Annotated in this window: 26 protein-coding genes; 7 read left to right on the forward strand and 19 right to left on the reverse strand. The window is 75.0% G+C overall.

Translation table 11 applies throughout. The features are described 5' to 3' along the window. Positions 1-53: 53 nt before the first annotated feature. Both J3P29_RS14375 and J3P29_RS14380 read right to left on the reverse strand, forming a co-directional pair. Positions 54-803, reverse strand: a complete 750-nt coding sequence (locus J3P29_RS14375) for a TetR/AcrR family transcriptional regulator (RefSeq protein WP_210494300.1) — start codon at positions 801-803, stop codon at positions 54-56. A gap of 99 nt (positions 804-902) precedes the next feature. Further along, positions 903-1178, reverse strand: coding sequence for a glutathione S-transferase N-terminal domain-containing protein (locus tag J3P29_RS14380; RefSeq protein ID WP_210494302.1), 276 nt, complete (start codon positions 1176-1178; stop codon positions 903-905). A 54-nt stretch (positions 1179-1232) separates the two neighbouring features. Here J3P29_RS14380 and J3P29_RS14385 point away from each other — a divergent pair, with 54 nt between their 5' ends. Then, on the forward strand, positions 1233-2159 hold the full coding sequence (locus J3P29_RS14385; protein WP_210494304.1) for a Ppx/GppA family phosphatase: 927 nt from the start codon (positions 1233-1235) through the stop codon (positions 2157-2159). A gap of 18 nt (positions 2160-2177) precedes the next feature. On the opposite strand, the gene J3P29_RS20045 is transcribed toward J3P29_RS14385, so the two are convergent. Further along, the gene (locus J3P29_RS20045; RefSeq protein WP_210494307.1) at positions 2178-3779 is read right to left on the reverse strand and encodes an adenylate/guanylate cyclase domain-containing protein; all 1602 of its coding nucleotides are present in this window, start codon (positions 3777-3779) and stop codon (positions 2178-2180) included. A gap of 195 nt (positions 3780-3974) precedes the next feature. On the opposite strand from J3P29_RS20045, the gene J3P29_RS14395 reads away from it, so the two are divergent. Beyond that, complete coding sequence (locus J3P29_RS14395) at positions 3975-5510, forward strand: RNA polymerase sigma factor (RefSeq protein WP_210494309.1); 1536 nt, start codon at positions 3975-3977, stop codon at positions 5508-5510. Positions 5511-5622: 112 nt separating this feature from the next. Here the strand turns inward: J3P29_RS14395 and J3P29_RS14400 are convergent, their stop codons facing one another. From J3P29_RS14400 to J3P29_RS14425, 6 genes are all read right to left on the reverse strand, one after another. Continuing rightward, complete coding sequence (locus J3P29_RS14400) at positions 5623-6300, reverse strand: hypothetical protein (protein WP_210494311.1); 678 nt, start codon at positions 6298-6300, stop codon at positions 5623-5625. Between the two features lie 4 nt (positions 6301-6304). Beyond that, complete coding sequence (locus J3P29_RS14405; protein ID WP_210494314.1) at positions 6305-6583, reverse strand: Lrp/AsnC ligand binding domain-containing protein; 279 nt, start codon at positions 6581-6583, stop codon at positions 6305-6307. A gap of 9 nt (positions 6584-6592) precedes the next feature. After that, positions 6593-7270 carry a metal-dependent hydrolase gene (locus tag J3P29_RS14410; RefSeq protein WP_210494316.1) on the reverse strand — a complete coding sequence of 226 codons (678 nt, stop codon included), beginning with the start codon at positions 7268-7270 and terminating at the stop codon, positions 6593-6595. 19 nt (positions 7271-7289) lie between these two features. After that, positions 7290-7646 (reverse strand): hypothetical protein, encoded by a 357-nt coding sequence (locus J3P29_RS14415; protein ID WP_210494318.1) that lies wholly within the window; start codon positions 7644-7646, stop codon positions 7290-7292. Positions 7647-7723: 77 nt separating this feature from the next. Then, positions 7724-8596 (reverse strand): rhomboid family intramembrane serine protease, encoded by an 873-nt coding sequence (locus J3P29_RS14420; RefSeq protein WP_210494320.1) that lies wholly within the window; start codon positions 8594-8596, stop codon positions 7724-7726. A 46-nt stretch (positions 8597-8642) separates the two neighbouring features. Beyond that, on the reverse strand, positions 8643-9719 hold the full coding sequence (locus tag J3P29_RS14425) for a class I fructose-bisphosphate aldolase (protein ID WP_210494323.1): 1077 nt from the start codon (positions 9717-9719) through the stop codon (positions 8643-8645). 229 nt (positions 9720-9948) lie between these two features. On the opposite strand from J3P29_RS14425, the gene J3P29_RS20840 reads away from it, so the two are divergent. From J3P29_RS20840 to J3P29_RS14440, 3 genes are all read left to right on the forward strand, one after another. Further along, a complete protein-coding gene (locus J3P29_RS20840; protein WP_210494325.1) occupies positions 9949-10551 on the forward strand; it encodes a thermonuclease family protein in 603 nt (200 codons plus the stop codon). Next, positions 10548-10802 carry a hypothetical protein gene (locus J3P29_RS14435; protein WP_210494328.1) on the forward strand — a complete coding sequence of 85 codons (255 nt, stop codon included), beginning with the start codon at positions 10548-10550 and terminating at the stop codon, positions 10800-10802. The genes J3P29_RS20840 and J3P29_RS14435 overlap by 4 nt, the downstream gene beginning before the upstream one ends. Before the next feature lie 90 nt (positions 10803-10892). After that, positions 10893-11468 carry a hypothetical protein gene (locus J3P29_RS14440; protein ID WP_210494331.1) on the forward strand — a complete coding sequence of 192 codons (576 nt, stop codon included), beginning with the start codon at positions 10893-10895 and terminating at the stop codon, positions 11466-11468. Positions 11469-11668: 200 nt separating this feature from the next. On the opposite strand, the gene J3P29_RS14445 is transcribed toward J3P29_RS14440, so the two are convergent. The 3 genes from J3P29_RS14445 to eno form a co-directional block, all read right to left on the reverse strand. Further along, positions 11669-11992, reverse strand: a complete 324-nt coding sequence (locus J3P29_RS14445) for a hypothetical protein (RefSeq protein WP_210494333.1) — start codon at positions 11990-11992, stop codon at positions 11669-11671. 115 nt (positions 11993-12107) lie between these two features. Continuing rightward, on the reverse strand, positions 12108-12446 hold the full coding sequence (locus J3P29_RS14450) for a septum formation initiator family protein (protein WP_210494335.1): 339 nt from the start codon (positions 12444-12446) through the stop codon (positions 12108-12110). A gap of 153 nt (positions 12447-12599) precedes the next feature. Next, positions 12600-13892 (reverse strand): phosphopyruvate hydratase, encoded by a 1293-nt coding sequence (gene eno, locus J3P29_RS14455; RefSeq protein ID WP_210494337.1) that lies wholly within the window; start codon positions 13890-13892, stop codon positions 12600-12602. A 342-nt stretch (positions 13893-14234) separates the two neighbouring features. Between eno and J3P29_RS14460 the strand changes: the two genes are divergently transcribed. Further along, positions 14235-14561 carry a peptidoglycan-binding domain-containing protein gene (locus tag J3P29_RS14460; protein WP_210494340.1) on the forward strand — a complete coding sequence of 109 codons (327 nt, stop codon included), beginning with the start codon at positions 14235-14237 and terminating at the stop codon, positions 14559-14561. 16 nt (positions 14562-14577) lie between these two features. Here J3P29_RS14460 and J3P29_RS14465 read toward each other — a convergent pair whose 3' ends face one another. The 4 genes from J3P29_RS14465 to mfd form a co-directional block, all read right to left on the reverse strand. Beyond that, a complete protein-coding gene (locus tag J3P29_RS14465; RefSeq protein ID WP_210494342.1) occupies positions 14578-15480 on the reverse strand; it encodes a MazG nucleotide pyrophosphohydrolase domain-containing protein in 903 nt (300 codons plus the stop codon). 127 nt (positions 15481-15607) lie between these two features. Continuing rightward, the gene (locus tag J3P29_RS14470) at positions 15608-16252 is read right to left on the reverse strand and encodes a hypothetical protein (protein WP_210494344.1); all 645 of its coding nucleotides are present in this window, start codon (positions 16250-16252) and stop codon (positions 15608-15610) included. A 118-nt stretch (positions 16253-16370) separates the two neighbouring features. After that, complete coding sequence (locus tag J3P29_RS14475; RefSeq protein ID WP_210494346.1) at positions 16371-17531, reverse strand: peptidyl-prolyl cis-trans isomerase; 1161 nt, start codon at positions 17529-17531, stop codon at positions 16371-16373. Between the two features lie 97 nt (positions 17532-17628). After that, entirely contained in the window at positions 17629-21039 is a 3411-nt protein-coding gene (gene mfd, locus J3P29_RS14480) for a transcription-repair coupling factor (RefSeq protein ID WP_210494348.1), read from the reverse strand. A 379-nt stretch (positions 21040-21418) separates the two neighbouring features. Between mfd and guaB the strand changes: the two genes are divergently transcribed. Beyond that, on the forward strand, positions 21419-22957 hold the full coding sequence (guaB, locus tag J3P29_RS14485) for an IMP dehydrogenase (RefSeq protein ID WP_246851930.1): 1539 nt from the start codon (positions 21419-21421) through the stop codon (positions 22955-22957). Between the two features lie 257 nt (positions 22958-23214). Here the strand turns inward: guaB and pth are convergent, their stop codons facing one another. From pth to J3P29_RS14500, 3 genes are read right to left on the reverse strand one after another with little or no spacing between them, the layout of a single operon-like run. Beyond that, entirely contained in the window at positions 23215-23826 is a 612-nt protein-coding gene (gene pth / locus J3P29_RS14490) for an aminoacyl-tRNA hydrolase (protein ID WP_210494351.1), read from the reverse strand. 54 nt (positions 23827-23880) lie between these two features. After that, positions 23881-24513 carry a 50S ribosomal protein L25 gene (locus tag J3P29_RS14495; protein ID WP_210494353.1) on the reverse strand — a complete coding sequence of 211 codons (633 nt, stop codon included), beginning with the start codon at positions 24511-24513 and terminating at the stop codon, positions 23881-23883. Between the two features lie 55 nt (positions 24514-24568). Beyond that, on the reverse strand, positions 24569-26650 hold the full coding sequence (locus tag J3P29_RS14500) for a glycoside hydrolase family 2 TIM barrel-domain containing protein (RefSeq protein ID WP_210494356.1): 2082 nt from the start codon (positions 26648-26650) through the stop codon (positions 24569-24571). Positions 26651-26688 lie beyond the last annotated feature (38 nt).

Here is a 26688-nt window from a genome sequence, read left to right on the forward strand (position 1 = left end):
CGGACTGACGGCCTCGTGCGGGGCGCGACCGGGCGGGTCCCCCGCTCCCGCGGCTACGCGGCGTCGCGGCCGCGCAACAGGCCGCGGCTGTCGCTCATGATCATCCGCGCGATCTGCTCGCCGTAGCCGCGCGGGGTCCAGCGGTCGGGCTCGGCGACGAGGGCGCGCGCGGCGTTCTCGGCCATGCCGACGAAGAGATAGCCGTACATGCGCCCGCGGGCCTCGGGCTCGGGCACGTCGTGGCGGGCCATCCAGCGCTCGGCGAGCGCCGAGATCGCGTCGATCTGCTTCTCCCGCCCGCGCTGCACGCGCCGGGTGATCGCGGCGTCCGCGCCGCCGGCGCCCAGGAAGACGACGCTGAACGCCTGCGGCGACTCGACGACGGCCTGCAGGAAGGCCGTGAGGGCGTCGGCGATGAAGGGCTCGGGGTCGTCCTCGTCCAGCTCGCCGGGGACGGCGGCGGCGATCGCCTGGAGGATCCGCTCCTCCTCGCGGCGCAGCAGCTCGCCGAAGAGCGCGTCCTTGCCGGCGAAGCTCGAGTAGACCACCGGCTTCGACACGCCGGCGCGGCGCGCGATCTCCTCCATCGACGCGCCCTCGTAGCCCTTCTCCAGGAAGACCTCGAACGCCGCGTCCAGGATCATCGGGCGGCGGCGCTCGGGACCCAGGTGCGCGGCGCGCGGTCGCGAGCCGCCGCGGGCGCGCGACGCTGCCTTGCCGGCCTTCGCCCCGGCCTTGACCACCGCCTTCCGGGCGGTCTTGGCGGTCTTCGGGAGCGAGGAGGGAATCGGGGACTTCGGCATGCGGTGCTCGGACGGGGGCGGACGCCCGGCGTGCGGGCGAGCGCATCCTACCGGCGGTATGAGACACCGCGGGAGGCCGCCGCGGCGGCCTCCCCCCGGTCAGGTGGCCGGGTGCTCCTTCGCCCAGCGGATGATCGTCCCGGAGCCCGCCACGACCGTGCCGTCGTCCGTGACGAGCACGGGGACGTTCTCCTGCCCCGAGAGCGCCCGGATGTGGTCGCGCTCGCCCTTCCGGGTCCAGGGCAGCGCCCGGAAGCCGCCGACGGTCTCGATCGCGAACGGATGACCGTGGTCGCGCAGCGCCTTCGCGGCCCGGCCGCAGGGGTGGACGAGGCCCGCGGCGTCGCGCGCCGGGCAGGTGTACAGGGTCGCCATGGCGCGATGCTCGCACGGCGGGTGTGGCCCGTCCAGGCCGGGTACGTTCCCCGCATGCGCCTCGCCGCCGTGGACATGGGGTCCAACTCGACCCGCCTGCTCATCGCCGACCTGGACGCGGAGGGCCGGCTGACCGAGCTGCACCGCCGCGCGACGGTCACGCGCCTGGGGCAGGGCGTCGACCGCACCGGCCGCCTGGACCCCGCCGCGATCGAGCGGGTCACGACCGAGCTGGGAGTGATCCGCGGCCTGCTGGACGAGCACGGCGTCGAGCGCGCCGTCGGCGTCCTGACGAGCGCCGTTCGCGACGCGGAGAACGGCGCCGACTTCACCGCCACCGTGCGCGACGCGTACGGCATCGAGGCGCAGACGATCCCCGGCGAGCGGGAGGCGGCGCTGACGTTCCTCGGCGCCACGAGCGGCCGTCCGCCGGAGGACCGGCCCGTCGCGGTCGTCGACATCGGTGGCGGCTCGACGGAGTTCGTCGTCGGCCACGACGGCGCCGCCACGTTCTCCGTCTCCACCCAGGCCGGCGTCGTCCGGCAGAGCGAGCGCCACGTCCACCACGACCCGCCGCAGCACGACGAGCTCGCCGCGATGGCCGACGACGTGCGCGCGATCTACGACGCCGCCGTGCCCGGGGACGTCCGCGCCACGGTCGGCACCGTCATCGCGGTCGCCGGCACCGCCACGTCGTGCGCCGCGATGGCGCAGGAGCTCGAGCCGTACGACCAGGCGAAGGTCCACGGCTACCGCCTGACGCTCGCGCAGGTCGAGGAGCTCACCGCCCGCCTGGCGCAGATGACCGAGGACGAGCGCCGCGAGGTGCGCGGCCTGCAGCGGGACCGCGCCCCCACGATCGTCGCCGGCTGCGTCCTGCTGGGCGTCGCGCTGCGCGAGTTCGGCGTGAACGAGGCCGAGGTCTCCGAGCACGACATCCTGCGCGGCGCGATCATCGCCGCCGCCCGCGGCGAGCTGTGAGCGCGGCGGGCCGCGGCGCTAGCGCCGCGGCCCGTCGACCGGCTCGTCCGGCCGGTCCATGAGCCGGCCGAAGCCGTGCTCGAGCTCGTGGCCCTGGTCCTCCACCCGGCCGGCGAGCAGCGGCGCGTGCAGGCGGATCGGCGCCCGCTTGCCGCGCACCGGCGCGGGCGGGCGCGCCGTGATCGTGCCGTGGTCGCGCCGCAGCCGCCGCCGCGTCTCCTCGGTCAGCAGCACGATGTCGCCCGTCTGGCGGGTGATCGCCTCGACGCGGCTGGCCGTGTTGACGGGGTCGCCGATGACGGTGAACGCCGCCCGGTTGCCGCCGCCGATCGTGCCGGCGACGACGGGGCCGCTGTTGATGCCGATGCCCAGCTGCAGGTCGGTGCCGAAGTGCCGCCGCACGGCGCGGGCCACCTCGATCGCGGCGTCCACGCACTGGTCGGCGTGGTCCTCCAGGTCCGTCGGCGCGCCGAAGACCGCGAGCAGGCCGTCGCCCTGGAACGTGTTCGCGTGGCCGCCGTAGCGCTCGATCACGGGGACCACGACGCCGTAGAACTCGTTGAGCAGCCGGAAGACGTCGGTCGGCGTCGAGCCCTCGGCGAAGGCCGTGAAGCCGCGGATGTCGATGAAGGCGACGGTCACCTCGCGCACCTCGCCGCGCAGCTGCGGCCCCTCGTCCATCACGCGGCTCGCGACGACCGGATCGACGTACGTGCCGAGCGCCTCGTGCAGCCGGTCGCGCTCCTGCAGGCCGCGCAGGCCGATGTTGATCTGCCGGGCGAGCCGCCCGATCTCGTCGCCGCCGAGCACCGCCACGCGGCGCCGCAGGTCGCCGCTGGTGACGGCCTCGGTCGTGGCCTGCAGCTCGCGGATCGGCGCCATGAAGCTGCGGACGAGCAGGGCCGACAGCCCCAGGGCGATCGTCGCGCTCGTGGTCAGCGCCACGGCGATGCCGACGCCCAGGTCGTCCAGGCCCTGCGTGTCCGTGCTGAAGGTCGCCACGACGCCGCCGGCGACGAGCGTGATCAGCGGGATGCCGACGAGCAGCCGCCAGCGCAGCGACAGCGTGCGGTCCAGCTCGGCGTCGTCGTCGAGCTGCGGCGCGACCGCCTCGACCACCGGCCGCAGGACCAGCTCGACCTCGAGGTAGCGCACGAGCACGCCCGTCAGCAGCACCACGGCGGCGGCGAGACCGAGCACGACCCCGCTGGGCCACGCCTCGAGGCCCGCGACCAGGCAGACGGAGACGACCATGACGAGCGCCCACACCGCCGAGCGCGCCGTCGCGCCGGTCGCGACGAGGCGCAGCGGGAGACGGGTGAGCGCCCGCCAGGCGTCGGTCGCCCGGTCCGGCGGGTCGGGATCGCGGTGCCACGCCCGGACGGGGCGCAGGCAGCGGTACGCCGTGCTCATCACGAGGACGTTCTCGGCGAGCGTCAGCGCCTGCGAGGTGCCGACGAGCACCGCCCAGCCCTCGACCGGCAGGTCCACGAAGCGCGACAGGACGAGCACCGAGCCGAGGACGACCAGGTGCCCCTGCGCGACGACGAGCAGCACCGCGACGGTGGGGTACCGCTCGCCCAGGCGGCGGTACAGCGCGTGGAGGGGGCGCCGGAGCACGTGCCCCATTCTCCCATCGCGCGCCCCCTGGAAGCGGGCGCGCTCTCGCGGTACCGTTGGGGGACGGGTCGTCCCACCGCCCGCCGCGCCCGGATGGCGCGGCCCCGCGAAGGCACCGCAACTTCCGCGCCGTCGCGGTGTTCCGACCCGCAGGAACGGGTGCGCGTCCCGGCGCACCCGGCCGGAAAGCCCCACGTGGAAGTCTCCGCCCTCGACACCGCCCCCACCCTTCGCGGCCCCTCGACGCTGCTGCGCCTGCAGGGCGACGAGCGCCTGGTGACGCTGACGCGCCGGGGCAACCAGGCCGCCTACGAGGTGCTGGTGCAGCGGTACCAGGCGCGCCTGCTCGCGTTCTGCCGCCACATGCTCGGCAGCCGCGAGGACGCCGAGGACGTGCTGCAGGAGGTCTTCGCCAACGCGTTCAACGCGATCATCGGCGACGACCGGGCGATCAACGTCCGCCCGTGGCTGTACCGGATCGCGCGCAACCGCTGCCTGAACCACCTGCGCAAGGTCCAGCCCATCGGCGTCGACACGATGGACGACCGGGTCGCCAACCACGGCATCTCCGCCGCGGACACCGCGCACCGCCGCGAGGAGTTCCGCGAGCTGCTCGGCGACGTGAAGGCGCTGCCCGAGACCCAGCGCACCGCGCTGCTGCTGCGCGAGATCGACGCGCTGTCGTACGACCAGATCGCCGAGGCGATGGACACGACGGTGCCGAGCGTCAAGTCGCTCCTCGTGCGCGCCCGCGTCGCGCTCGCCGAGGCCTCCGAGGCCCGCAACCTGACGTGCGAGGAGGTCCGCGAGGAGCTCGGCGAGGCGTCCGAGTCGCTCAAGCGCCTCAGCCCGCCGGTCCGCCGCCACCTGAAGGAGTGCGACCGCTGCGCCGCGTTCCAGACGCACCTGAAGGCGAACAACAAGGCGCTGCAGGCCGTCTTCCCGCTCGGGCCGCTCGTCGTGCTGAAGAAGGCGCTCGCGCACGTGACGGCCGGCATCGGCGCGTCCGGCGGCGCGGCGGCCGGCGGCGTCGCCGCGAGCACCGTCACGGGCGGGATGCTGACGACCGGCGTCGGCGCGATCGCGTCGAAGACCGCGGCCGGCCTGGCCGCCGCCGCGCTCGTCACCGCCGGCGCGGTCGAGGTCGACCACGCGCGCAGCCGCTACGACGCCACGATCGACGTGCACCAGGTGCAGGCGGCCGCCCGCCCCGCCGCGCCGGTGGCGCCGCCGGCGCTGCGCGTCTCCACGGCGGCCACGACCCCGCAGGCCCCGACGCGGACGGCGCCGACCGGGGGCCTGCCCGCGGCCGTCGCCACGACGACGGACCGGGCGACGACGACCGCGCGGGCGACGACGACGACGGACGCGACGACCACGACGCGCGCGACCACCACCGGCCCGACGCCCACCGGCACCGGCTCGACCGGTCCGACCGGCGCGCCGCTGCCGGCCGGCACGACGGCGCCGACGACGACCGCGCCCGCGCCGACGACCCCGTCGACGACGACGGCGCCGCCCGTCGACACGGGCGAGCAGACGGTGACGCTGCCGCAGGGCACGACCACCACGGCGCCGAAGACGACCACCGCCCCCGCGCCGAAGACGACGACGGCGCCGACGGCGCCCACGCCCAGCGCCACCACCGCCGCCCCGGCTGCGCCGCAGCCCACGCCCGGGGCCGGCGGCCCGATGCCGGCCGCGCCCCTGACGCTCACCGTGCGGCCGTAGGGCCGCGTCGACGACGACGGCCCTCGCCGACGGGTTTCGGCGACGGCGGGGGCACACGTCGCGGCCGGGGCCGCGCCCGCGCTGCGGCGCCGCGCAGCCGCGGCCGCGGCGCCTACGGCGCCTCGGTGCCGAACGCCACGCCGTAGACGGGCGTGCGCATCGGGCCGTTGCTGCCGGCCTCGGAGATGTTGCCGACGACCTTCGACGACTGGCTCTGCAGCGACATGTCGAGCACCCGCTCGGTGGTCCCCTGCAGGTCGGGCAGCAGCAGGATCCGCAGGCCGTACCACGTCTTGCCGTCGCGGCGGAACTGGTAGCGGACGAGCCAGCCGGCGTTGTCGCGGCCGATCTTCACGCGGCCCTGGGAGCGGACCTGGAAGCCCTGCAGGCCGGCCGTCTCGCCCCGCATGACGCCCGCCATCCGCAGCGCGAGCTGGGCCACCGGTCCGCCGGCCGGCTCGGGGCGCGGGGGCGCCGCCCCGCCGTCGCGGAACACGAGGTCCTCCGGCCCGCGGCCGGGGCCGGGCTTCGTGCGCAGGTGCAGCAGCTCGCCCGGACCGGCCGCGACCCGCTCGATGCGGTCGTCGTAGCGCGTGTTGAACGTCAGCGGACCGCGGACGACGGCCTGCTCGAGCGACGCCGGCCGGCGGTGCCACCAGAGCGCCACGGCCGCCAGCACCACGAGCGCGGCGAGGACGACGAGGGCCCGACGCAGCAGCGCGCCGCGGCGCAGGCGCGGGCCGAGCAGCTCGGGCAGCGACGGCCCGAGCTCCGGACGGGCGATCGACACCCGCTCAGCCCCCGATGTCGAAGAACGCGTCGAGGTCATGCCGGCTGAAGGCCTCGAAGGCCATCAGCGTCTGCGTGCGCTCGACGCCCTCCTGGCGGGCGATCCCGGTCGTCACGACCCGCGGGATGTCCTCGGTGCCGCCGACGCGGACGATGGCCACGAAGTCCCAGTCGCCCGTCACCGAGTACGCCTCGGCCACGCCGTCGATCTCGGCCAGCCGCTCGCCCAGATCGCCGAGGACCCGGGAGTCCGCCTGGACGAGCACGATCGCGGTCGACGCCATGCCCGGACCCTAGAGCTCGAGGGTGTCGTTCGGCGCCAGCACCTCGACGCGCCCGACGCCCTGGTCCTCGACGTCCGCCTTGAACGCCTGGGCGTCCGTCTCGATCGGCGGGAACGTGTCGTAGTGCACCGGGATCACCACGGGCGCGCCCACCAGGCGCGCGGCCTCGACGGCGTCGTGGCGGTCCATCGTGTAGTGGCCGCCGATCGGGATGAGCGCGGCGTCCAGGCGGTCGCGGCGGCCCGGCAGCGCCAGGTCGCTGAACAGCGCGGTGTCGCCCAGGTGGTAGATCGTCTTGCCGCCCAGGTGGATGACGAACCCGCCGGGCGTCGCGACCGTGCCCTTCGGCGTCGTGCCGGTGTGCCAGGCGGGCACCAGGCGGGCCCAGCCGCCGTCGAACGCGTGGGTGCCGCCCAGGTTCAGGTCGACGACCTCCACGCCCTCCTCCGCGAGCTCGTTGGCGACCTCGACGATCGCGACGATCGGGGCCCCGGTGCGCCGCGCGATCGCGACGGCGTCGCCCAGGTGGTCGCCGTGCCCGTGCGTGACGAGGATGACGTCCGCGGGGACGTCGTCCGGCGACGTCGTCGCCTTGGGGTTGTCGCTCAGGAACGGGTCGACGAGCACGTGGCGCCCGTCCGCCTCGAGCAGGACGGCCGACTGGCCGAGGAACGTGAGCGTGGTCATGCGGTTCTCCTCTTCGCGCTTACTCGGTCGTCTCGGCGTCCGCCTCGGCGGCCGCCGTGCCCGGGGCGGCGAGCTCGCGGGCGAGGGCGAAGCCGACGGTGACGCCGACGAGCATCGCCAGCCGCGACTCCTCGGCGATCAGGCCCTCCATGCGCGCGCGGCGCGCCGCCAGGTCGGCCTCGCCGGCCGCCTGCGCCACCTGCTGCTCGTGGCCCTGGCTGAACCAGCCGCCGTCGTGCAGCGCGGAGTCGATGATCTTCTGGAGGTTCGGGACCGCGTGGGTGACGACCTCCTCGGCGCGGCGGAGCCGCCCGGGCTCGCTGATCTCCCGCACCGCGGCGTCGACCTGCTCGGCCGTGTAGGGACGCTCGGACACCAGAGGGAGCATACGCAGGCGGCGGTCCGTCCCGGCCGGCCGGCGCGATCGCCGGCCGCGCCCGCTCGCAGGGCCGGTCAGCGGCCGGCGGCGGACAGCCCCAGGCCGGCGGCGGCGCCGACGAGCACGCCGACGGCGGCCGCGACGGGGGCGCCGGCGGGCACCACGACGGACGTGGCGAGCGGCACCGCGAGGAGGACCGTGGCCCCGAGCAGGTCGCCGTCCAGGCTCTCGCCCCGGGCGCGCGCCCGCAGCTCGGCGACGATCCACGCCGTCGCCAGCGCGGTCGCGGCCCCGACGCCGCCCGTGTGGACGGCCCCGGGATCGACCGCCGCGGACGCGACGAGCCCGCCCACCCCGGCGACGAGGAAGAGCAGCACCACGACCGCGGTCCCCACCGCGCCGGCGCGGCGCTCCCACAGCCAGCCGAAGACGCCGAGGCCCGCGAGCACCGCGAGCGCGTGCCACGTGTCGCCGTACGTCAGCGCGGCCACGACGGGCCGCCACAAGGGCTGGTCGGTCAGGCCGCCGACGAGCTGCAGGTCGTTCGCCGCCAGCAGCTGCAGCAGCGGCAGCGTCAGCAGCGACAGCAGGACGATCGCGATCGTCGCCCAGGGCCGCCGGTCGCCGGCGTCGGCGCGGGGCCGTGGCCGCCGCACCCGCGGGGCGCGCCGCGGCGCACGCGGCGCCGCGGCGGCACGCTGCGGCTTGGGGCCGCGCACGCGGCGCGGCCCCCGGAGGGGCACGACGGTGTCGTCCTCGACGACGGGTGGCGCGTCGTCGTGCTCGTCCGGGGCGCGCAGCAGCGCCTCCAGGTCGCCGTCCTTGCGGTCCAGGCGCGGGGCGCGCTGCCGCAGGCGGGTGCCGCAGTACGGGCACTCGGTCACGAAGGCGCTCACCTGCTGCCCGCAGCTGTTGCACACCGTGAACAGCTCTGCCGCGCCCGCCATCTCTCCCCGATTGTAGGCAGAGGGTGACGGGCGCGGGCCGGATCGCCTACGCGATCGTGATCGCCGGATCCAGGTACACGTCCTGGATCGCCTGGAGCAGCGCGGCGCCCTCGGCCATCGGGCGCTGGAAGGCCTTGCGGCCCGAGATCAGGCCGGCGCCGCCGGCGCGCTTGTTGATGACCGCCGTGCGCACGGCCTCGGCCAGGTCGCTCTCGCCGGCGGAGGCGCCGCCCGAGTTGATCAGGGGCGCGCGGCCCATGTAGCAGTTGGCCAGCTGGTAGCGGGTCAGGTCGATCGGGTGGTCCGTCGTCAGCTGCTCGTAGACGAGCTTGTGCGTCTTGCCGACCTTGATCGCGTTGAAGCCGCCGTTGAGCTCGGGCAGCTTCTGCTTGATGATGTCCGCCTCGATCGTCACGCCGAGGTGGTTGGCCTGGCCGGTCAGGTCCGCGGCCGTGTGGTAGTCCACGCCGTCGACCTTGAAGGCCGAGTTGCGCAGGTAGCACCACAGGATCGTGGCCATGCCCAGGCGGTGCGCCTCCTCGAAGGCGCGGGCGACCTCGACGATCTGGCGGTCGGACTGCGGGGAGCCGAAGTAGATCGTGGCGCCGACGGCCGCGGCGCCCAGCTCGTAGGCGCGCTGCACCGACGAGAACATGATCTGGTCGTACGTCTCGGGCAGCGAGAGGAACTCGTTGTGGTTGATCTTCACCACGAACGGGATCTTGTGGGCGTACTTGCGGGAGACCGCGCCGAGGACGCCGAGCGTCGAGGCGACGGCGTTGCAGCCGCCCTCGATGGCGAGCTCGACGATGTTCGCCGGGTCGAAGTACTGCGGGTTGGGCGCGAAGCTCGCCGCGCCCGAGTGCTCGATGCCCTGGTCCACCGGCAGGATCGACACGTAGCCCGTGCCGCCCAGGCGCCCGTGCCCGAAGATGCGCTGCAGGTTCGTCAGGACGCGCGGGTTGCGGTCCGTCTGGGAGTACACCCGGTCGACGAAGTCCCCGCCCGGCAGGTGCAGCTGCGAGGCGTCGATGGTCGTCGAGGTGTGCCCGAGCAGCGACTCGGCGTCGTCCCCGAGCAGCTCCGTGACGCGGTCGATCGTCGAAGCGGTCTGTACAGCCATGATGGTCCTTCTCGGTTGCTTTCGGTGCCCCCGGGCCCCACGCGGGCCCCTGGGGTGTCCTCGGCTCCCCGGATCCGACAGCACGGTCAGGCGGCGAGGCGGCGATGGTACCCCAAAACCCCGGGCCGGCCGGGTGGGTCCGCCGACGGTGTGCGCGTCCTTCGTGCCGGGGCTGTGCCGGTCCTGCGCGGACGCCGTCCCGGGCGTCCGCGGGCGGTAGGACGGTCGAGTGCCCGCCGCGCCCGACCGCCCCGGCCCGCCCGTCGCCGTGCTCGTCGCCGTGGCGGCGGTCGCCGGCGGATGGCTGTCCGTCCGCCTGTCGCCCCCGGGCGGCGGTCCGGCGTCGCCGGCCGCGCCGACGCGGCGCGCCGTGGCCGCCCTCGCGTCGCCCGGCGCCCGCGCGCGCGTCGTGCGCACCGTGGACGGCGACACGGCGCTCCTGCGCTTCCGCGACGCGCGCGGGGCGGCGACCGTGACCGTCCGCTACCTGGGGGTCGACACGCCGGAGTCCGTCCACCCCCGCAAGCCGGTGGAGTGCTTCGGCCCGGCCGCCGCCCGCGCGAACCGCCGCTGGGCCACCGGGCGCCTGGTCACCCTCGTCCTCGACCGCGAGCGGACCGACCCGTACGGGCGTCTGCTCGCCGCCCTCCGACCCGTCGGCGCCCGCGCCACCCTCAGTGCCCGACTCGTCGCCACCGGCCACGCGCGGGTGCTGACGATCCCGCCCAACGGCCGCCTCGCTCCGACCCTGCGGCGCCTGGAGCAGGCCGCCCGCCAGGCGCGGCGCGGGATGTGGCGGGCGTGCCGGGATGGGCTACGCTCGGACGGGTGAGCGCCGCACGCGAACGCCAGCGGGGGTCCCTCGACGAGCTCGAGCGGCGTCTCGCGCGCGAGACGGAGATCGCCCAGCGGCAGCGCGAGCGGATGCTGCGCGAGGTCGAGCGCCGCGAGGCGATGCGCGCCTTCGACGCCGTCAAGCGGCGGCGCGCCCTGCGCTATCTCATGCTGCTGGCGGTCCTCACCCTGACCGCGGTGCTCGTCACGCTCGTGATGTTCCGCGTGCTCAGCCTCGTCTTCGCGTAGCCGCGGGGCCGCCCGACGCCTCCTCGCGCGCGCGAGCGCGTACGGTCGCCACGCGTCCACCCCTCCATCGTCGGTAGATTTCGCTGCTACATGGCACGTCGTTCGCTCCGACCCCACCTGAACCAGATCCGCACCTGGGTGCGCCAGGGCCGCACCGACGCGTGGATCGCGCACCAGCTCGAGGTCACGGGCCCCGAGATCGCGGAGTTCAAGGAGAAGAACGACCTGACCGCCGCCTCGCCGGACGACCCGTCGGGCCTGGTCGCCCCGGAGGACGTGGACCTGCGCGCCGAGGACGACGCGCAGATCGCCGTCGAGCTCGAGGCCGCCGAGGCCGCCCGCAAGGCCGAGGAGGAGCGCAAGGCCGCCGAGGAGGCGGAGAAGGCCGCCGCCCGCGCCGCCGCCTCCGAGGGCGACGAGGACGAGGACGACAAGCCGCGCCGTCGCCGTCGCGGCGGCCGTCGCCGCCGCGGGGGCTCGGGCGCCAACGTCTTCGAGGGCACGTTCGACCACGGCGACGAGGGCTACGGCCTGTGGCTGGACCCGGCGGTCGCCGACTCGGGCCTGTACGCCGAGCACTGGGCCGGCCACCGGCCCGTCGAGGTCACGATCGAGGACGACCAGATCGTCATCCGCCGCGTCGAGACCGGCGGCGACGAGGGCTGATCCTCCGCGGCGCCGCGCGCGCCGCACCCGCCCGCGGACGGCACCCGCGAACGACCCCGCCGTCCGTCGGCCCCGCTCCCCGGCCGCGCCCCGCGCGGCCGGTGCTCGTTCTGGCGCCGGCCGTCGGGCCGCGCGGCGCGTCGTCGCCCGCCCAGCCGACGCGACCGTCCGGCCCCCGCGGAAGCGGTCCCGCGCGTCGCCTACTCGTCCGGGACGATCAGGCGGCCACCGCCCCAGTCCTGGGCGTGGCCCAGGTAGCGCCAGAACGCCGCGTCCGTGACCGTCGCCGACCACAGGTCGGGGTCGGACGGCGCCAGGCGCGCGGCCAGGTCGAGCGTCCAGCTCGTGCCGGCGTCGTACAGGTCGACGAGCTCGCCGGCCGTGAAGGCGCCGCCCAGGCGGCGGCGCAGCTCGTCGCCGACCGCGCCGACGATCTCCTCGGCGCGCAGGCTCTCCCGACCCTCGAGCGCCATGACGTGCCGCTCGGCCGTCCGCCACTGGTCCACCGCCAACATCAGCCGCACAGGAGGGAGGCTAGCGGGCCGCCTCCCGCGGCCCGCCGCCCTCCTGCTTGACGCGCACGGTCGTCCCCGTGCCCTCCTGAAGTGGAGGGCGGAGAGCACCGGGACGGGGGTGCGGTCAGTCCTTCGGCAGCCCGCGCACGACGTAGGTCCGCTCACCCGAGCGGACCATGCCGAGCTCGCGCGCGGCCTCGTCCAGCCCGCGCTCCGTCGTCAGGCGGTGCTTCTGCGCCTGCAGGCGCTCCTCGGTGCGCTCGAGCTCCGCGAGCCGCGCGGCCTGCTGGCCGGCGGTGCTGCGCGCCGACACCCAGTCCAGGGCGGGACGCACGTAGCTCGAGGCCATGACGAGGAGCAGGAGCACGAGGGCCACCTTGCCCAGCCGCGCGCGGTTCACGACGACGCGGGTCGTCGGAGCGGCGGGCCGGGAGCGGGGGCCGGAGTACGAGGTGCTGCTCACGCCGGGGGTGTTCGCCGGCCCGGTGCCGCCTCCTCGCCGCGAAACCGCGCTTGCAACGGACGTCCCGGACGGCGTGCAAGAACGCTTGCACGGCCCGGGAACGCCCGTTCGTGCCGCCCCGGTCCGCGTCCGCGGGCCGGGGCGGCCGGGGCGCTAGGCGCGGAAGACGCCGCGCCCCGGGTAGACCGCGTCCGCGCCGAGCGCCTCCTCGATGCGGAGCAGCTGGTTGTACTTCGCGACGCGGTCCGAGCGGGACGGCGCGCCCGTCTTGATCTGGCCGCAGCCGGTGGCGACGGCCAGGTCGGCGATCGTCACGTCCTCGGTCTCGCCGGAGCGGTGCGACATGACGGCGGTGTAGCCGGCCTCCTGGGCCATGCGGATCGCCTCGAGCGTCTCCGTCAGGGTGCCGATCTGGTTGACCTTGATGAGGATGGAGTTGCCGACGCCCAGGTCGATGCCGCGCTTCAGCCGCTCCGGGTTGGTGACGAAGAGGTCGTCGCCGACGAGCTGGACCTGCTCGCCGATGGCGCCGGTCAGGGTCTTCCAGCCGTCCCAGTCCTCCTCGTTCATGCCGTCCTCGATCGACAGGATCGGGTACTTGCCGGCCTTGTCGGCCCAGTAGTCGGAGAGCTCCTGTGCGGACAGCGTGCGGTTCTCGTGCTCGAGGACGTAGGCGCCGTTCTCGAAGATCTCCGAGGTGGCGGGGTCCAGCGCGATGCCGACCTGCTCGCCCGGCGTGTAGCCGGCGCGCTCGATGCCGTCGACGAGCACCTGCAGCGCCTCCTCGTTCGAGCCCAGGTCGGGGGCGAAGCCGCCTTCGTCGCCCACGGCGGTGGCCAGCCCGCGCTCGTGCAGCAGCTTCTTCAGGTGGTGGAAGACCTCGGTGCCGACGCGCAGGCCCTCCGAGAACGTGGGGAACCCGAACGGGACGATCATGAACTCCTGGAAGTCCACGGAGTTGTCCGCGTGCGCGCCGCCGTTGAGGACGTTCATCATCGGCACCGGCAGGGTGACGCCGGGGCGGTTCTTCCCGTTCGCCTCGACCTGCAGGTGCTTCCACAGCGGCTGACCGGCGTCGGCGGCCGCGGCCTTCGCGACGGCGAGCGAGACGCCGAGGATGGCGTTCGCGCCCAGGCGCGACTTGTTCGGCGTGCCGTCCAGATCGATGAGCGCGCGGTCCAGGCCCGCCTGGTCCGTGGCGTCGCGGCCCTTCACGGCGTCGGCGATCTCGCCGTTGACGTTCGCGACGGCCTTCGTCACGCCCTTGCCCAGGAACGCGTCGCCGCCGTCGCGCAGCTCGGTGGCCTCGAACTCGCCGGTCGAGGCGCCCGACGGCACCGCCGCGCGGGCGGTCGCGCCGGAGGACAGGACCACCTCGACCTCGACGGTCGGGTTGCCCCGGGAGTCGAGGATCTGGCGGCCGCGGACGGACTCGATCTGGCTCATGGGGCGACAGTCTGCCGTGCGGCCCGGCGGGGCGTCGGGCGCGTGCGTCCCCGGGCCGTCGGCCGCGCGGACGCCCGCGCGGTCGCCGCCCTCCCCCGCGCGGAGGAGCCCGGCGGTGCGCGCTCCGCCGTGGGGCGGACGGCGGGTCCTCCGCGCGCCGGGGACGACCGGGGGTCCGTCGGGGGCCATCCCCCATAGCGCCGGGGCAGGCGCCGCGGCACGATGGTTCCACCGTCCGGCGCGGACCGCGCGCCGGGCGGATGTTCAGCCGCCCTTGAGCCTGCCCACGGGGTGCCCACACGTCGCCGTGCGACCGTGGATGCAGGACGGAAGAAGACCACGATGTCGACCTCGATCCCCACCACCCACCTCGGCCGCCACGGCTGGAGCGCCCCGCTCCCCCGCCCCCGCGAGCCGCGCCGCGCCCTGTGGCGCGCGCTGGTCGACGCGCTGGTGCCCGGCGAGGCCGCCGCCGACGTCGTCCCCGCCCTGCAGGCCGCGGACGCGCAGGCGCTGCTCGTCCGCGCGGGCGAGCTCGACGACCGCCACGCCACCGCGCGCTGGGACCGCCCGACGGTCGACGCCGTCGCACGCTTCCAGCGGCACCGCGGCCTGCCGTGCACGGGCGTGGCGGACCGCCGCACGGCGGACGCGCTGCTGGCCGCGTAGGGGCCCGCGGGCCGGGTCAGGACCCGTCGGGGCCGCCGGCGCCGCCGCGCTCGGCGAAGAGCACCTGGGCGTAGTAGCCCAGGCGGTCGTCGTCGTCGAGCTCCGCCCACGTGCGGCCGTCGGCGACCGCGAGCCCCTCGGCCCGCAGGACGCGGTCGCGGAAGCGGGCGCTCGCGGAGCGCAGGGCGATCTCGGGATCGGCCTTCGCCTTGCGCGCGACGTTGACGACGGCGAACAGCGCGTCGCCGAGCGCCTCGAACGTCGCGGCGCGGGCGCCGGCGGCGATCGTCTCGCCCAGGCGGGTCAGCTCGGCGTGCGCCGCCTCGACGGCCTCGTCGACGCCGATGGGGTCGAACCCCGAGCTGGCCGCGCGCCGCTGGACCTTGCGGGCGAAGAGCAGCGACGGCAGGTTGTCGGGGACCTCGCCGAAGATGCCGCGCTCGCGCCCGGCCTCGGTCTGCTTGATGCGGTCCCAGTTGGCGAGGACGTCGTCCGCGCCCGTGACCGCCTGCAGGTCGGCGCCGGCGCGCTCGGCGGCGGCCTCGTCCTCGGCCGCGCGCGCGGCGGCGTCCGCCTGCAGCACCTCCTGCATCTCCGGGCTGTCGGGCGCGAAGACGTGGGGGTGCCGGCGGATGAGCTTGCGACGGGTGCCGCGGGCGACGGCGGCCAGGTCGCCCGCCCCCCGCTCCTCGAGCAGGAGCGACAGGAAGTGCACCTGGAACAGGACGTCGCCGAGCTCGTCGCGGAGCTTGGCGTCGTCGCCCGAGCTCGCCGCGTCGGCGAGCTCGTAGGCCTCCTCGAGCGTGTGCGGGACGATGGACCGCTCGTCCTGCTCGCGGTCCCAGGGGCACTCGACGCGCAGGCGGCGCGTCAGGTCGTCCAGCGCGCCGAGGGCGCGGGTGATCTCGTCGCGCGACACGCGCCCCACGGTAGCGGCCGGGGGCCCTCCGCGGCCCGCCGGCGGGTCCGCGGCCGGGCGCCTCTCCGTGCCCGCCGCCCACAGGCCGGCGGGACGGGAGCGGCGGGCGCCCGGCGGGGTACCGCGGCTAGAGCCCGGGCGGGGGGTTGAACCGGAAGCCGGACGAGGCGCCCGCGGCGCACGCGCCGAGCGCCGCCATGCCCTGGTCGTGGAACTCGGCGGCGAGGGCCGACGCGTCGGCGAGGCCGGGCAGGTCGATCCCGGAGAACGGCTTCTGGATCTTGGCCAGCTCCTCGTTGACGTGGGTGTAGAACGAGACCCACGGGGGCAGGTCGCCGTCCGCCGGGATCGTGCCCAGCCGGGAGACGACGATGCCCGCGACGCACCCCTGGGTGGCGGGCCCGAGGCCGCCCCACCGCAGCTTCAGGAGATCGCGGTTCCAGCGCACCAGGCGCCGGGACTCGGAGAACAGGCGCGCGAAGGTGCGGGCGTTCAGCTTGGGCCGCACCGCGGGGCGCGCCACGCGCCGCGTCTTGCTCCGCAGCACGGCGCGGCGGCGCAGGACGGTGCGCACGGCCGCCCGCACCGCGACCATCGCGACCACGGCGGCCGGACCGACGCGTTCGGAGGAGACGCCCTCGGCCGACCGAGCGGGCGGCGCGGCGGGCAGCGCGTCGGGGGACGCGTAGGCGGGCGTCGGGGCGGCCGTGGCCGCCGTGGGGACGCTCGCGGCCGTGGCCGCGAGCACCAGGAGGACGATGAGCCGTCGCACGGGCTCGTCCTTTCGGGAAGGGGGACAGGACAGCGTCCGCACGCCGCGGACCGCGCCACTGTACCCCCTCCGCACCGGGCCTACGACCCGGATCTCCGGGCCGCAGGGGCGCCGGGCGCTACTGCGCCGCGGGCTGCGCCGCGGTCGTGTCCTTCTTCGGCTGGTTGCCGCAGAGCTCGACGTCGTTGTAGCCGTCGCGGCACTCGGTCTTGGCCTTCCACTCCTTCGTGATGCGCTCGCCCCACTTCGACCACGCCTCCTGCGGCTTGGTCTGCTGGAGCTGCTGCTTCAGGACGGCCTTCACCTGGTCGAACGGCACCGTCTTCGACGGCGTGATCTTGTCGATCTGGACGACGTAGTAGCCCGACTCCGTCTTGATCGGGCCGGCGACGTCGCCCTTCTTGGCGGCGAAGGCGGCCTTCTCGAGCGCGGCCTCCTGCTGCCCCTTCTGGAAGGTCAGCTTGCCGCCGTTCTTCTTCGTCGTCGAGTCGATGGAGTACCGCTTGGCGACGGACGCGAAGCTCTGGCCGTCCTCGACGGCCTTCTTCGCCTTCTCGGCCTGCGCCTCGGTCTTCGTCAGGACGATGTGCCCCTCGCGCGTCTCGGGCTGCGTGTACGTCGACTTGTTCTTCTCGTAGAACGCCTTGACGTCCGCGTCGGAGACCTTGGACGCGTCCTTCGTCACCTTCTCCTGCAGCTTCTGCACCAGCAGCTGCGTGCGGACCTGGTCGCGCAGCACGTCCTCGCCGAGACCCGACACCTGCTTGAACTTCGCCAGGTTCTGCTTGCCGCCGATGTACTGCGTGAGCGCCTGCTGGTACTGCTTGTCGACGTCCTTGTCGGAGACGGAGATCTTCTCCTTCTCGGCCTCCTCCTTGACGATCTGCTGCTGCAGCAGCGACCCGACGGCGCCCGGCTTGATCTGTTGGGCGTAGCTCTCGCACACCTGCTTGAGCGCCGCCGGCGTCGCCTGCTTCTGCTGCGCCTTCGGCACGGACTTCTTCACCGCGGCGGTGCAGTCCGTGTACGGGGGCTTGAACGAGATGAGCTTCGGCTGGGCCTCCTTGAACAGGGAGCCCTGGGTCGCCTGCTGGGACGCCTGGACGAGGATGAACTTCTCGGCCTTGTCGTAGGCGGCCTTCGTGATCTCGGTGCCGTCGACTTTCGCCACGGCGTCCGCGGAGAGCCCCCCGCCGCAGCCCGCGAGGGCGGCGGCGGCGGGCACGCCGATGGCGCACGCGACGAGCGCGGTCTTGAGGGGGCGGGTGTGACGAGACATCCCCGGCAGGGTACTCGTCGGACCTAAGTGCGCGCTCAGGCGTACGCGAGGGTTCACACGGCGTTCGCGCCCGCGGCACACACCGTTCCCGTACGCCCTACACCGGGGCCACGCTCAGCGCCGCGGCGCGGACCCCCTCGGCGGCCGCGACGACGGCCTCCAGGCGCTCCGGCCCCTCCTTCGGGACGGTCACCGTGATCCGCGAGTGGCCGCCCTCGTACTTGGCGCCGGGGACCTCCTCCGCGAGCCGGGCGCGGCCCTCGGGATCGAGCTCGATCGGCGTGATCGTCAGCTTCGTCCCGCGCAGCGAGACGACGGTGGCGCCCGCCTCGCCGAAGCGGATCCGCGCCCGCTGCAGCTCGACGAGGTTGGACAGCGGCTCGGGCAGCGCGCCGAAGCGGTCCTCGAGCTCGCCGCGCAGCTCCTCCAGCTCGGCGACGTCGACGGCGCTGGCGATGCGGCGGTGCACGTCGACCTTCGCCTGCTCGTACGGGACGTAGTCCGCCGGGACGTAGGCCGAGACCTGGGCGTCCATGCGGACCGGGTCGCGGCGGTCGTCGTCGCCCGACTCGCCGGCCTCGCGCTCGCGCTCGGCGACGGCCTCCTCCAGCATCGACAGGTACAGCTCGAAGCCGAGCGCCGCCACGTGCCCGGACTGCTCGTCGCCCAGCAGGTTGCCGGCGCCGCGCAGCTCCAGGTCGCGCATGGCGATCTGGAAGCCCGAGCCCAGCTCGGTGTAGTCCGCCAGGGCGGTCAGGCGGTGCATCGCGTCCTCGGTCAGCGCCGCCGCGGACGGGTACAGCAGGTACGCGTAGCCGCGGTCGCGGCCGCGGCCCACGCGTCCGCGGATCTGGTAGAGCTGGCTCAGGCCGAACAGGTCGGAGCGGTCGACGATCAGGGTGTTGGCCTGCGGGATGTCGATGCCCGACTCGATGATCGACGTCGCCACGAGCACGTCGGCCTCGCCGCGCAGGAACCGCATCATGTGGTCCTCGAGCTGCTGGTCCGTCATCTGCCCGTGCGCGACCTCGAAGGTCATGTCCGGGCACAGGCCGCGCAGGCGGCTGGCCGTCTCGTCGATCGTCTCGACGCGGTTGTGCAGGAAGAACGACTGGCCGCCGCGCTCCTTCTCGCGCCGGAGCGCCTGGCGCACGAGCTGCTCGTCGTACTCGCCGACGTACGTCTTGACCGGGCGGCGGCCCTCGGGCGCCGTCTCGATCGTCGAGATGTCGCGCAGGCCGGCCAGCGACATCTGCAGCGTGCGCGGGATCGGCGTGGCGGACATCGCGATGACGTCCACGCGCAGCTTGAGCTGGCGCAGCAGCTCCTTCTGCTTCACCCCGAAGCGCTGCTCCTCGTCGACGACGATCAGGCCCAGGTCCTTGCCCTGGACGTCGCGGCCCAGGATGCGGTGGGTGCCGATCATGACGTCGACCTGGCCGGCGTTGAAGGCCTGGACGACCTGGCGCTGCTCCGCGGCGGAGCGGAAGCGCGAGACGTGGTCGACGGTGATCGGCAGGTCGCGCATGCGCTCGGCGAAGTTGCCGTAGTGCTGCTGCGCCAGGATGGTCGTCGGCGCCAGGATCAGCACCTGCTTGCCGTCGGCGGCCGCCTTCACCGCCGCGCGCAGCGCCACCTCGGTCTTGCCGAAGCCGACGTCGCCGCAGATCAGGCGGTCCATGGGCCGCTCGGACTCCATGTCGGCCTTCACCGCGTCGATCGCGTCGAGCTGGTCGACGGTCTCCTTGTAGGGGAACTTCGACTCGAACTCCTCGACGAGCTCGCCGTCGGGCGGGAAGCGGTGCCCGCGGCGGGCGCGGCGCTCGGCGTACAGGTTGAGCAGCTCGCCGGCCATCTCGTGCGCGGCCTTGCGGGCGCGCGTCTTGATGAGCTCCCAGCCCTTGCCGCCGAGCTTGGACAGCGTCGGGGTGCCCGACCCGCCCGTGACGTAGCGGGTGATCTTCGCGAGCTGGTCGACGGGGACGAAGACCTTGTCGTCGCCCGCGTACTGGAGCTTGAGGTAGTCGCGGGTGACGCCGCCGACGGTCTTCGTGTCGAAGCCGTTGAAGCGCGCGATGCCGTGGTCCTCGTGGACGACGTAGTCGCCCGTGCGCAGGTCGGCGAACGAGCGCAGCGCCCCGCGACGGCTCGTGCGGCGGCGCGACTCGTCGTCCGCCTCGCTCTTGCGGCGGCGCATGAGCCGGTGGTCCGGCAGCACGGCCAGCTCCATGCCCGGCGCGATGAACCCGTGGCGCAGCTCGGCCACGACGAAGCCGGCGCGGCTGCGGTCGAAGTCGCCCTCGCCCACCCACTGCGCGCGGACGCGCGACAGGTTGTACGCGGCGCGGTCGCCGTCGCCCTGACGCCGCCACGTCACGACGGTGCGGTACCCCGAGCGCAGCAGCTTCTCGAGCTCGGTCTCGGCCGCCGTCAGGTTGCGGGCGGCCAGGTCGCCGGACTGCCCGTGCAGCTGCAGGTCTTGGTCCTGCAGCAGGCTCGCGATCCGCAGCTCGGCGCGACCTTCCAGCTCCTTCAGCACGTCCTCGGGGCGGATGTACAGGTGCCCCGCGTCCGTGTCGTGGAAGGCCGCCGTGACGTCCTCCCACTGGTCGTTGAGCGCCGGCGCGATCTCCTCGTCGGCGACGAGCACGACGACGGCGTCCTGCGGCACCAGGTCCAGGAACGGCCCGAAGCGGTCGACGGGCAGCAGGTCGGCGACGTCCGGCCGCTCGTCGCCCTCGGAGCTCTTCTGGATCGAGACGGCGATCTCGGCGGACCCGCGGTGCTCCTCCGCCAGCTCCGCCGCGGGGGCGACGTCGACCTGCGGCAGCGCGTCGAGCGAGCGCTGCGTGTAGACGGAGAACGCCCGGATCGACTCGATCTCGATGTCGAACAGGTCGACGCGGACGGGGTTGTCCTCCGTCGCCGGGAAGACGTCGAGGATCCCGCCGCGGATCGCGAACTGCCCGCGGTCGGCGACCTGGTCGACGCGCTCGTAGCCGCAGCCGACGAGGTCCCCCGCGACCTCGTCGAGGTCGAGCAGGTCGCCGACCTTCAGGCAGAAGCCGCGCGGGCGCAGCGCCGGGTCGGGGACCGTCTCCGACAGCGCGGCGGCGGAGGCGACGACGACGGGCGGCTCGTCCTCGACGGACGTGCCGTCGGCGTGCGCGAGCAGGGCGTCGAGCGCGGCGACGCGCATGCCGACGAGGTGCGGCGGCGGGGCGAGCTGCGACTCGTAGGCCACACCGCGGGACGGGTAGAAGCGGACGGGCCGCGGGTGCAGCCAGGCGCGCAGGTCGCGCGCCAGCTCGCGCGCCGCCTTGTCGTCCGCCGCGACCACGAGCGCCGGGCGGCCCAGCCCGATCGCGCCGTCCACGCCGTCGAGGGCGCCGGCGACGACGAACGGCCGCATCGACGTGGCGACGAACACCCGCCCGCCCTCGCGGGCGATGCGCGCGCCCGTCGGTTCGTCGGCGAGGTGGCGGAGGAGCGGGCGGAGCGAGGACATGCGGCGGCGGGAGACCTTCGGGCGGTGCGGCGGGGGGCGGTCCGTGGGGCCGGTCGGGCACGGCCACGCGCCCGCGCGGGGACGCGCGGAGGCCCCGCCGGAGAGCCGGCGCGGCCGTGGCACGGGACCGGCCCGGACGGCGCCGGGCGGTGTCCCCCGATTGTACGCCCCGGCCGCCCCGGCCCCGCCGTGCGCGCCGCCCGCGCGCGGCGACGCGCCGGACGGCGGAGCGCCGGGACGGATCGTCCGTTGTGGACGGCGATCACCCAGCTGCCGCCCCCGCGCGCGATACCGTCTGTCGACGGACGCCATCTCGCTGCGAGGAGCGGCGCGGAGGCAGCCCGGGTCCTCACCCCTCGCCGACCCCACCCTCGCCGCCATGCCCCAGACCTCGCACCTGACGTCCCGTGACGTCGCCCCCGCCGTCGAAGCCATCACGCCGAGCGACAAGTTCGTCCTCGAGGGCCTGACCTACGACGACGTCCTGCTGCTGCCGGGCGCGTCCGAGGTCCTGCCGAACACGGTCGCCACCGGCACGTGGCTGACGCGCAACATCCAGCTGAAGGTGCCGCTGCTGTCCGCCGCGATGGACACGGTGACCGAGGCCCGCATGGCCGTGGCCATGGCCCGCCAGGGCGGCATCGGCATCCTGCACCGCAACCAGTCGATCGAGGAGCAGGCGGCTCAGGTCGACACGGTCAAGCGCTCCGAGGCGGGCATGATCCGCCACCCCGTCACGATCGGCCCGGACGCGACGATCGACGACGCCGACGCGGTCATGGGCCGCTACGGGATCGGCGGCCTGCCGGTCTGCGACGAGGACGGGCGCCTGCTCGGCATCGTCACGAACCGCGACATCCGCTTCGAGTCGGACCACCAGCAGCCGCTGAGCTCGGTCATGACCCGGATGCCGCTCGTCACGGCCTCCCCCGGCACGTCGGGCGACGAGGCGATGCGCCTGCTGCGCGAGCACAAGATCGAGAAGCTGCCGCTCGTCGACGGCGACGGGCGCCTGGCCGGCCTCATCACGCTGAAGGACTTCACGAAGACGGAGAAGTACCCGGACGCGTCGAAGGACTCCTCCGGCCGCCTGCTCGTCGGCGCCGCCGTCGGCGTCGGCGCGGACTCCCGCGAGCGCGCCCACGCGCTCGTCGACGCCGGCGTCGACGTCCTCATCGTCGACACCGCGCACGGCCACCAGCAGGGCGTGCTCGACACCGTCGCCCGCGTCAAGCGCGAGACGTCCGTCGACGTGATCGGCGGCAACGTCGCCACGCGCGCCGGCGCCCAGGCGCTCATCGACGCCGGCGCGGACGCCGTGAAGGTCGGCGTCGGCCCGGGCTCCATCTGCACCACCCGCATCGTCGCCGGCGTCGGCGTGCCGCAGGTCTCGGCGATCTTCGAGGCCTCGCGCGCCGCCCGCCCCGCCGGCGTCCCCGTCATCGGCGACGGCGGCCTGCAGTACTCCGGCGACATCGCGAAGGCGCTCGCCGCCGGCGCGTCGACGGTCATGCTCGGCTCGCTCCTCGCGGGCTGCGAGGAGTCCCCGGGCGAGCTCGTCTTCATCAACGGCAAGCAGTTCAAGAGCTACCGCGGCATGGGCTCGCTCGGCGCGATGCAGGGCCGCCAGAGCTTCTCGAAGGACCGCTACTTCCAGGACACGGTGTCGGGCGACGACAAGCTCGTCCCCGAGGGCGTCGAGGGCCAGGTGCCCTACCGCGGCCCGGTCCGCGCGGTGGCGCACCAGCTCGTCGGCGGTCTGCGCGCGGCGATGGGCTACACGGGCTCGGCGACGATCGCCGACCTGCAGGACCGCGGCCAGTTCGTCCGGATCACGTCCGCGGGGCTGAAGGAGAGCCACGCGCACGACGTCCAGATGACGGTCGAGGCGCCGAACTACTCCCCGCGCGGCCGCTAGGCCCCGGCGGCACCGTCGTGCCCGAAGGGCCCGCTCCGGCGGGCCCTTCGTCGCTCCGGGCGCCGCGACCGCGCGCGCCCGCGGGCGGCCCGACCGTGCGGGGCCGGGTGCGGGCGTCGGGACCGCGAGCGGCGGGCGGACCGGGCGCGACCGCGGCGCGGGAGCAGGCCGCCGGTGGGCGGCCGCGGTCGCGAAGGGGCTCGGCCCGGAGGAGCGCCGTCCGGGCGACCCCGCAGGGCGCCGCGCGCGGCCGGCCCTCAGCCGCCCGGCTTGCTCGCGACGAGCTCGCGGCGGCCGAAGACGATCGCCTCGGCCGCGTCGGCGGCCTGGGTGATCAGGTCCTCGACCTCCCACCCCTCCTGGCGCCACTTGCCCAGGACGTAGGCGGAGACGATCTCGGGGTCGGTCGAGTTGGGCCGGCCCACGCCGATGCGGACGCGGCCGAAGGTGGGCTCGCCGAGCTCGCGCCTGAGCGACTTCAGGCCGTTGTGGCCGGCCAGGCCGCCGCCGAGGCGCCAGCGGATGTCGCCGAACGGCAGGTCGATCTCGTCGTGCAGGACGAGGATCCGCTCGAGGGGCACCTTGAGCTGGCCGCGGGCCGGACCGACGGAGCGGCCCGACTCGTTCATGTACGTCTGCGGCAGGAGGACGCCGACGCGGACGGGCGGCTCGCCCGGGAACTCGCGGACGGCGCCCTCGTACAGGCGGCCGCGGAACTTGTCGCGCGGGCGACCGAGGTCCCAGCGGCGGGCGAGCTCCTCGGCGACCTGGAAGCCGGCGTTGTGCGGCGTCCGGTCGTACTGGGCCCCGGGGTTGCCGAGGCCCACGACGAGCCAGTCGACGGGCGTGGTGCCGCCGCGCAGGGCCATCGTCGCGAGGAGGGGGTGCAGCGGCGCCCGGGCGGGGTGCCCGGGCGGGGGTCGCTACTCGGCGGCCTCGGCGGACTCGTCGCCGTCGGCGGCGGCCTCGTCGGCCTCGCCGGCACCGGCGCCGGACACGCGCGGGGCGCTCAGGTTGACGGCGATCGTGTCGGCCTCGTCGACGAGCGTGCCGTTGCCCGGGACGACGGCGTCGGCCAGCGTCAGGTGGTGACCGATCTCGAGGTCCTTCACGGACAGCGTGACGGCCTCGGGGATGTCGTTCGGGAGCGCCTCGACGGTGACCTCGCGGACGAGCGTCTCCAGGATGCCGCCGAGCTTGATGCCGACGCCGTCCTCGGTGTCGACGATCTCGAGCGGCACGACCTGCTGGATCTTCTCCTGCAGGTTCACGCGGAGCAGGTCGACGTGCATGAGGTCGCCGCGCACGGGGTGGCGCTGGGCCTCCTTCAGCACGACCGGCTCCGTGGAGCCGCCGTCGATGGCGACGTCGATGACGGCACCCTGGGCGGCCAGCGTGTGGCGCAGCTCCCGGGCGTCGACGGCGATGGACACGGGGTCCTTGCCGCCGCCGTAGATGACGCCGGGGACGCGACCATCACGACGCGCACGACGGGCGTCACGCGAGTGAAGGGGTTCGCGCGAGGCGACTGCGAGCGAGGAAGAGTTCGTGGCCATGAGCGGCGATAGATCGTAGCGCAGGACGGCGTCCGCCGTCCTGCGCCCCGGGGGCCTACGCGCCGGGCGTCGCCGCCCCGTCGCCCGGGGGCGCGGCGCCGTCGGCGGCCTCCTCCCCCGTGCCCGCGTTGTTGCCGGGGCCCGGCGGGGACGGCGGGAGCTGCACGGGCGTCGTGGGCGCCGGCGCGAGCTGGTCGACCGCGCCGAACTCGTCGTGGAGGACGTGCCACGCGGGCTTCTTGAAGCCGTTGAGGTCGAGCAGGCCCTTCGCGTGCCACGGCGAGAGCGGGAAGGGGTTGCCGCCGCTCCAGTTCGGCCGCACGCGGAACTCGCGCAGGCCCCACCAGAGGGCGCCCGACAGCCAGGGCCGCGAGCGGTAGACCGCGTAGTGGTAGGCCGCGTAGGCCGCCTGGTAGGCGTAGGTGCCGGCGTCCGTGACGGGGCCGTCGTGGTTGGCTTCGGCTCCCGTCTCCGTGATCATCAGCGCCTGCCGCTTGTGGCAGGCGTGCAGCGCGTCGAGCCAGGGGCCAAGGTTGGCCGGGTCGGCCAGGACCGTGCCGGGGGCGCCGTACCAGCCGAAGTAGTCGTTCAGACCGAGCAGCTGGATCGGCGCGTAGGCGGCCACGCAGCCGTACGCGGTGCCGTGCTGGCGGGCGTAGGCCATCGGGCGCGTGGGGTCCATGCGGTCCTTCACGCGCCGCGCCGAGCGGAAGTACCGCGCGATCGGCTCACCCGGGTTCGTCGTCAGCTCGTTGCCGGCCGACCAGGTGAAGATCGACGGGTGGTGCGCGTTCGTCGCGATCATCGACCGCCACTGCCCGAGCGCGTCGTCGCGGACGCGGCGCTTGCCGAGCTGGCTCTGGCGCACCTGGTACACCGGGATCTCGCTCCACACCAGCAGCCCGCGGCGGTCGGCCTCCTCCAGGATCCGCGGGTGGAAGGGGTAGTGCCCGCGGATGACGAGGCCGCCGAGCTCACGCGCCTGTCGGAGCAGCTCGTCCTGGCCGGCGTCCGTCAGCGCGCTGCCGTGCTGGACGTCCATCTCGTGGACGCCGGAGCCGCGCAGGTTCACGTCCTTCCCGTTGAGCTGCAGGCGCCCGTCGACGACGCGGACGGACCGGAAGCCGGTGCGGGCCCGGTAGCGCGCGACCTGCTGGCCCTCGCGGTCGCCCGCGGTCAGGTCCACGCGGGCGTCCGCGACGTACAGGGTCGGCCGGGTGGGGCTCCAGAGCTTCGGCTTCGGGATCGTCAGACGGCCGACGAGCTCGCGGCTCTCCCCCGCCTTCAGCCGGAAGCCGCCGATGCGCTCCTCGCGGCCGGCGACCCGCACGAGCAGCTCGCCCTTGCGCGTCCCGCCCGTCACGTTCGTCACGGTGACGCGGGCGCGCAGGGTGCCCGAGCACGTGCGGCACTCGACGTCGGGCGTCAGCTGGACGGACGACAGGTCGAACTGGTCCGCGTAGCGCAGCCCCACCTCGCGCGGGATGCCGCCGTCGTTCCACCAGCCGCCGCCGGGCGTGCCGTCCTTCTGCGTCGCCGCGGGCGGGAAGTCCGAGAGCACCCGGCGGTTGTCGGTGCGGACGACCAGGTTCACCCGGCGGTCCTTGCCGACGGCCTCGGCCGGGATCGTCACCTCGAACGGCTCGTACGCACCGCGGTGGTCCGCGACCTGCGTGCCGTTGACCCAGACGGTGCCGCGGACGGACACGCGCTCGAAGCGCAGGACCCACCGGCCGCCCTTGCGGCCCGACGGGACGGCGGGCAGGCGGAGCGCGCGGCGGTACCAGACGACGCCGCCGGCCTGCGACGCGGCGCTGTTGTCGCCCGCGTTCCAGACGTCGGGCACGGCCACGGTGGTCCAGCCCTCGGCGGAGCCGTCGGCCTGCCAGTCGTTCTGGACGCCGGCATCGGTCGGGTCGGCGCGGCGCAGCCACGAGCCCCCGACGGTGTAGCGCCCGTCCTGTCCGGCGAAGTAGCGGGCGCCCTTCGTGGGGCTCGTCGCGGCGGGCCGCCCTGGGTCCGTGGACTGCCGTGGGCTCGCCGGCCCTCCGTCGGCGCGGGCCCCCGTGGCGAGGAGGGCGGTCAGGGCGAGCGCCGCCGACGTCGCGCGGACGCCGGCGAGGACGGGACGGTGCATGGCGGATGTTGTACCGGGCGCGCCGGTCCCGGGCGCCG

Origin of the sequence: Patulibacter sp. SYSU D01012 (assembly GCF_017916475.1) — a bacterium.
Classification (GTDB): domain Bacteria; phylum Actinomycetota; class Thermoleophilia; order Solirubrobacterales; family Solirubrobacteraceae; genus Patulibacter.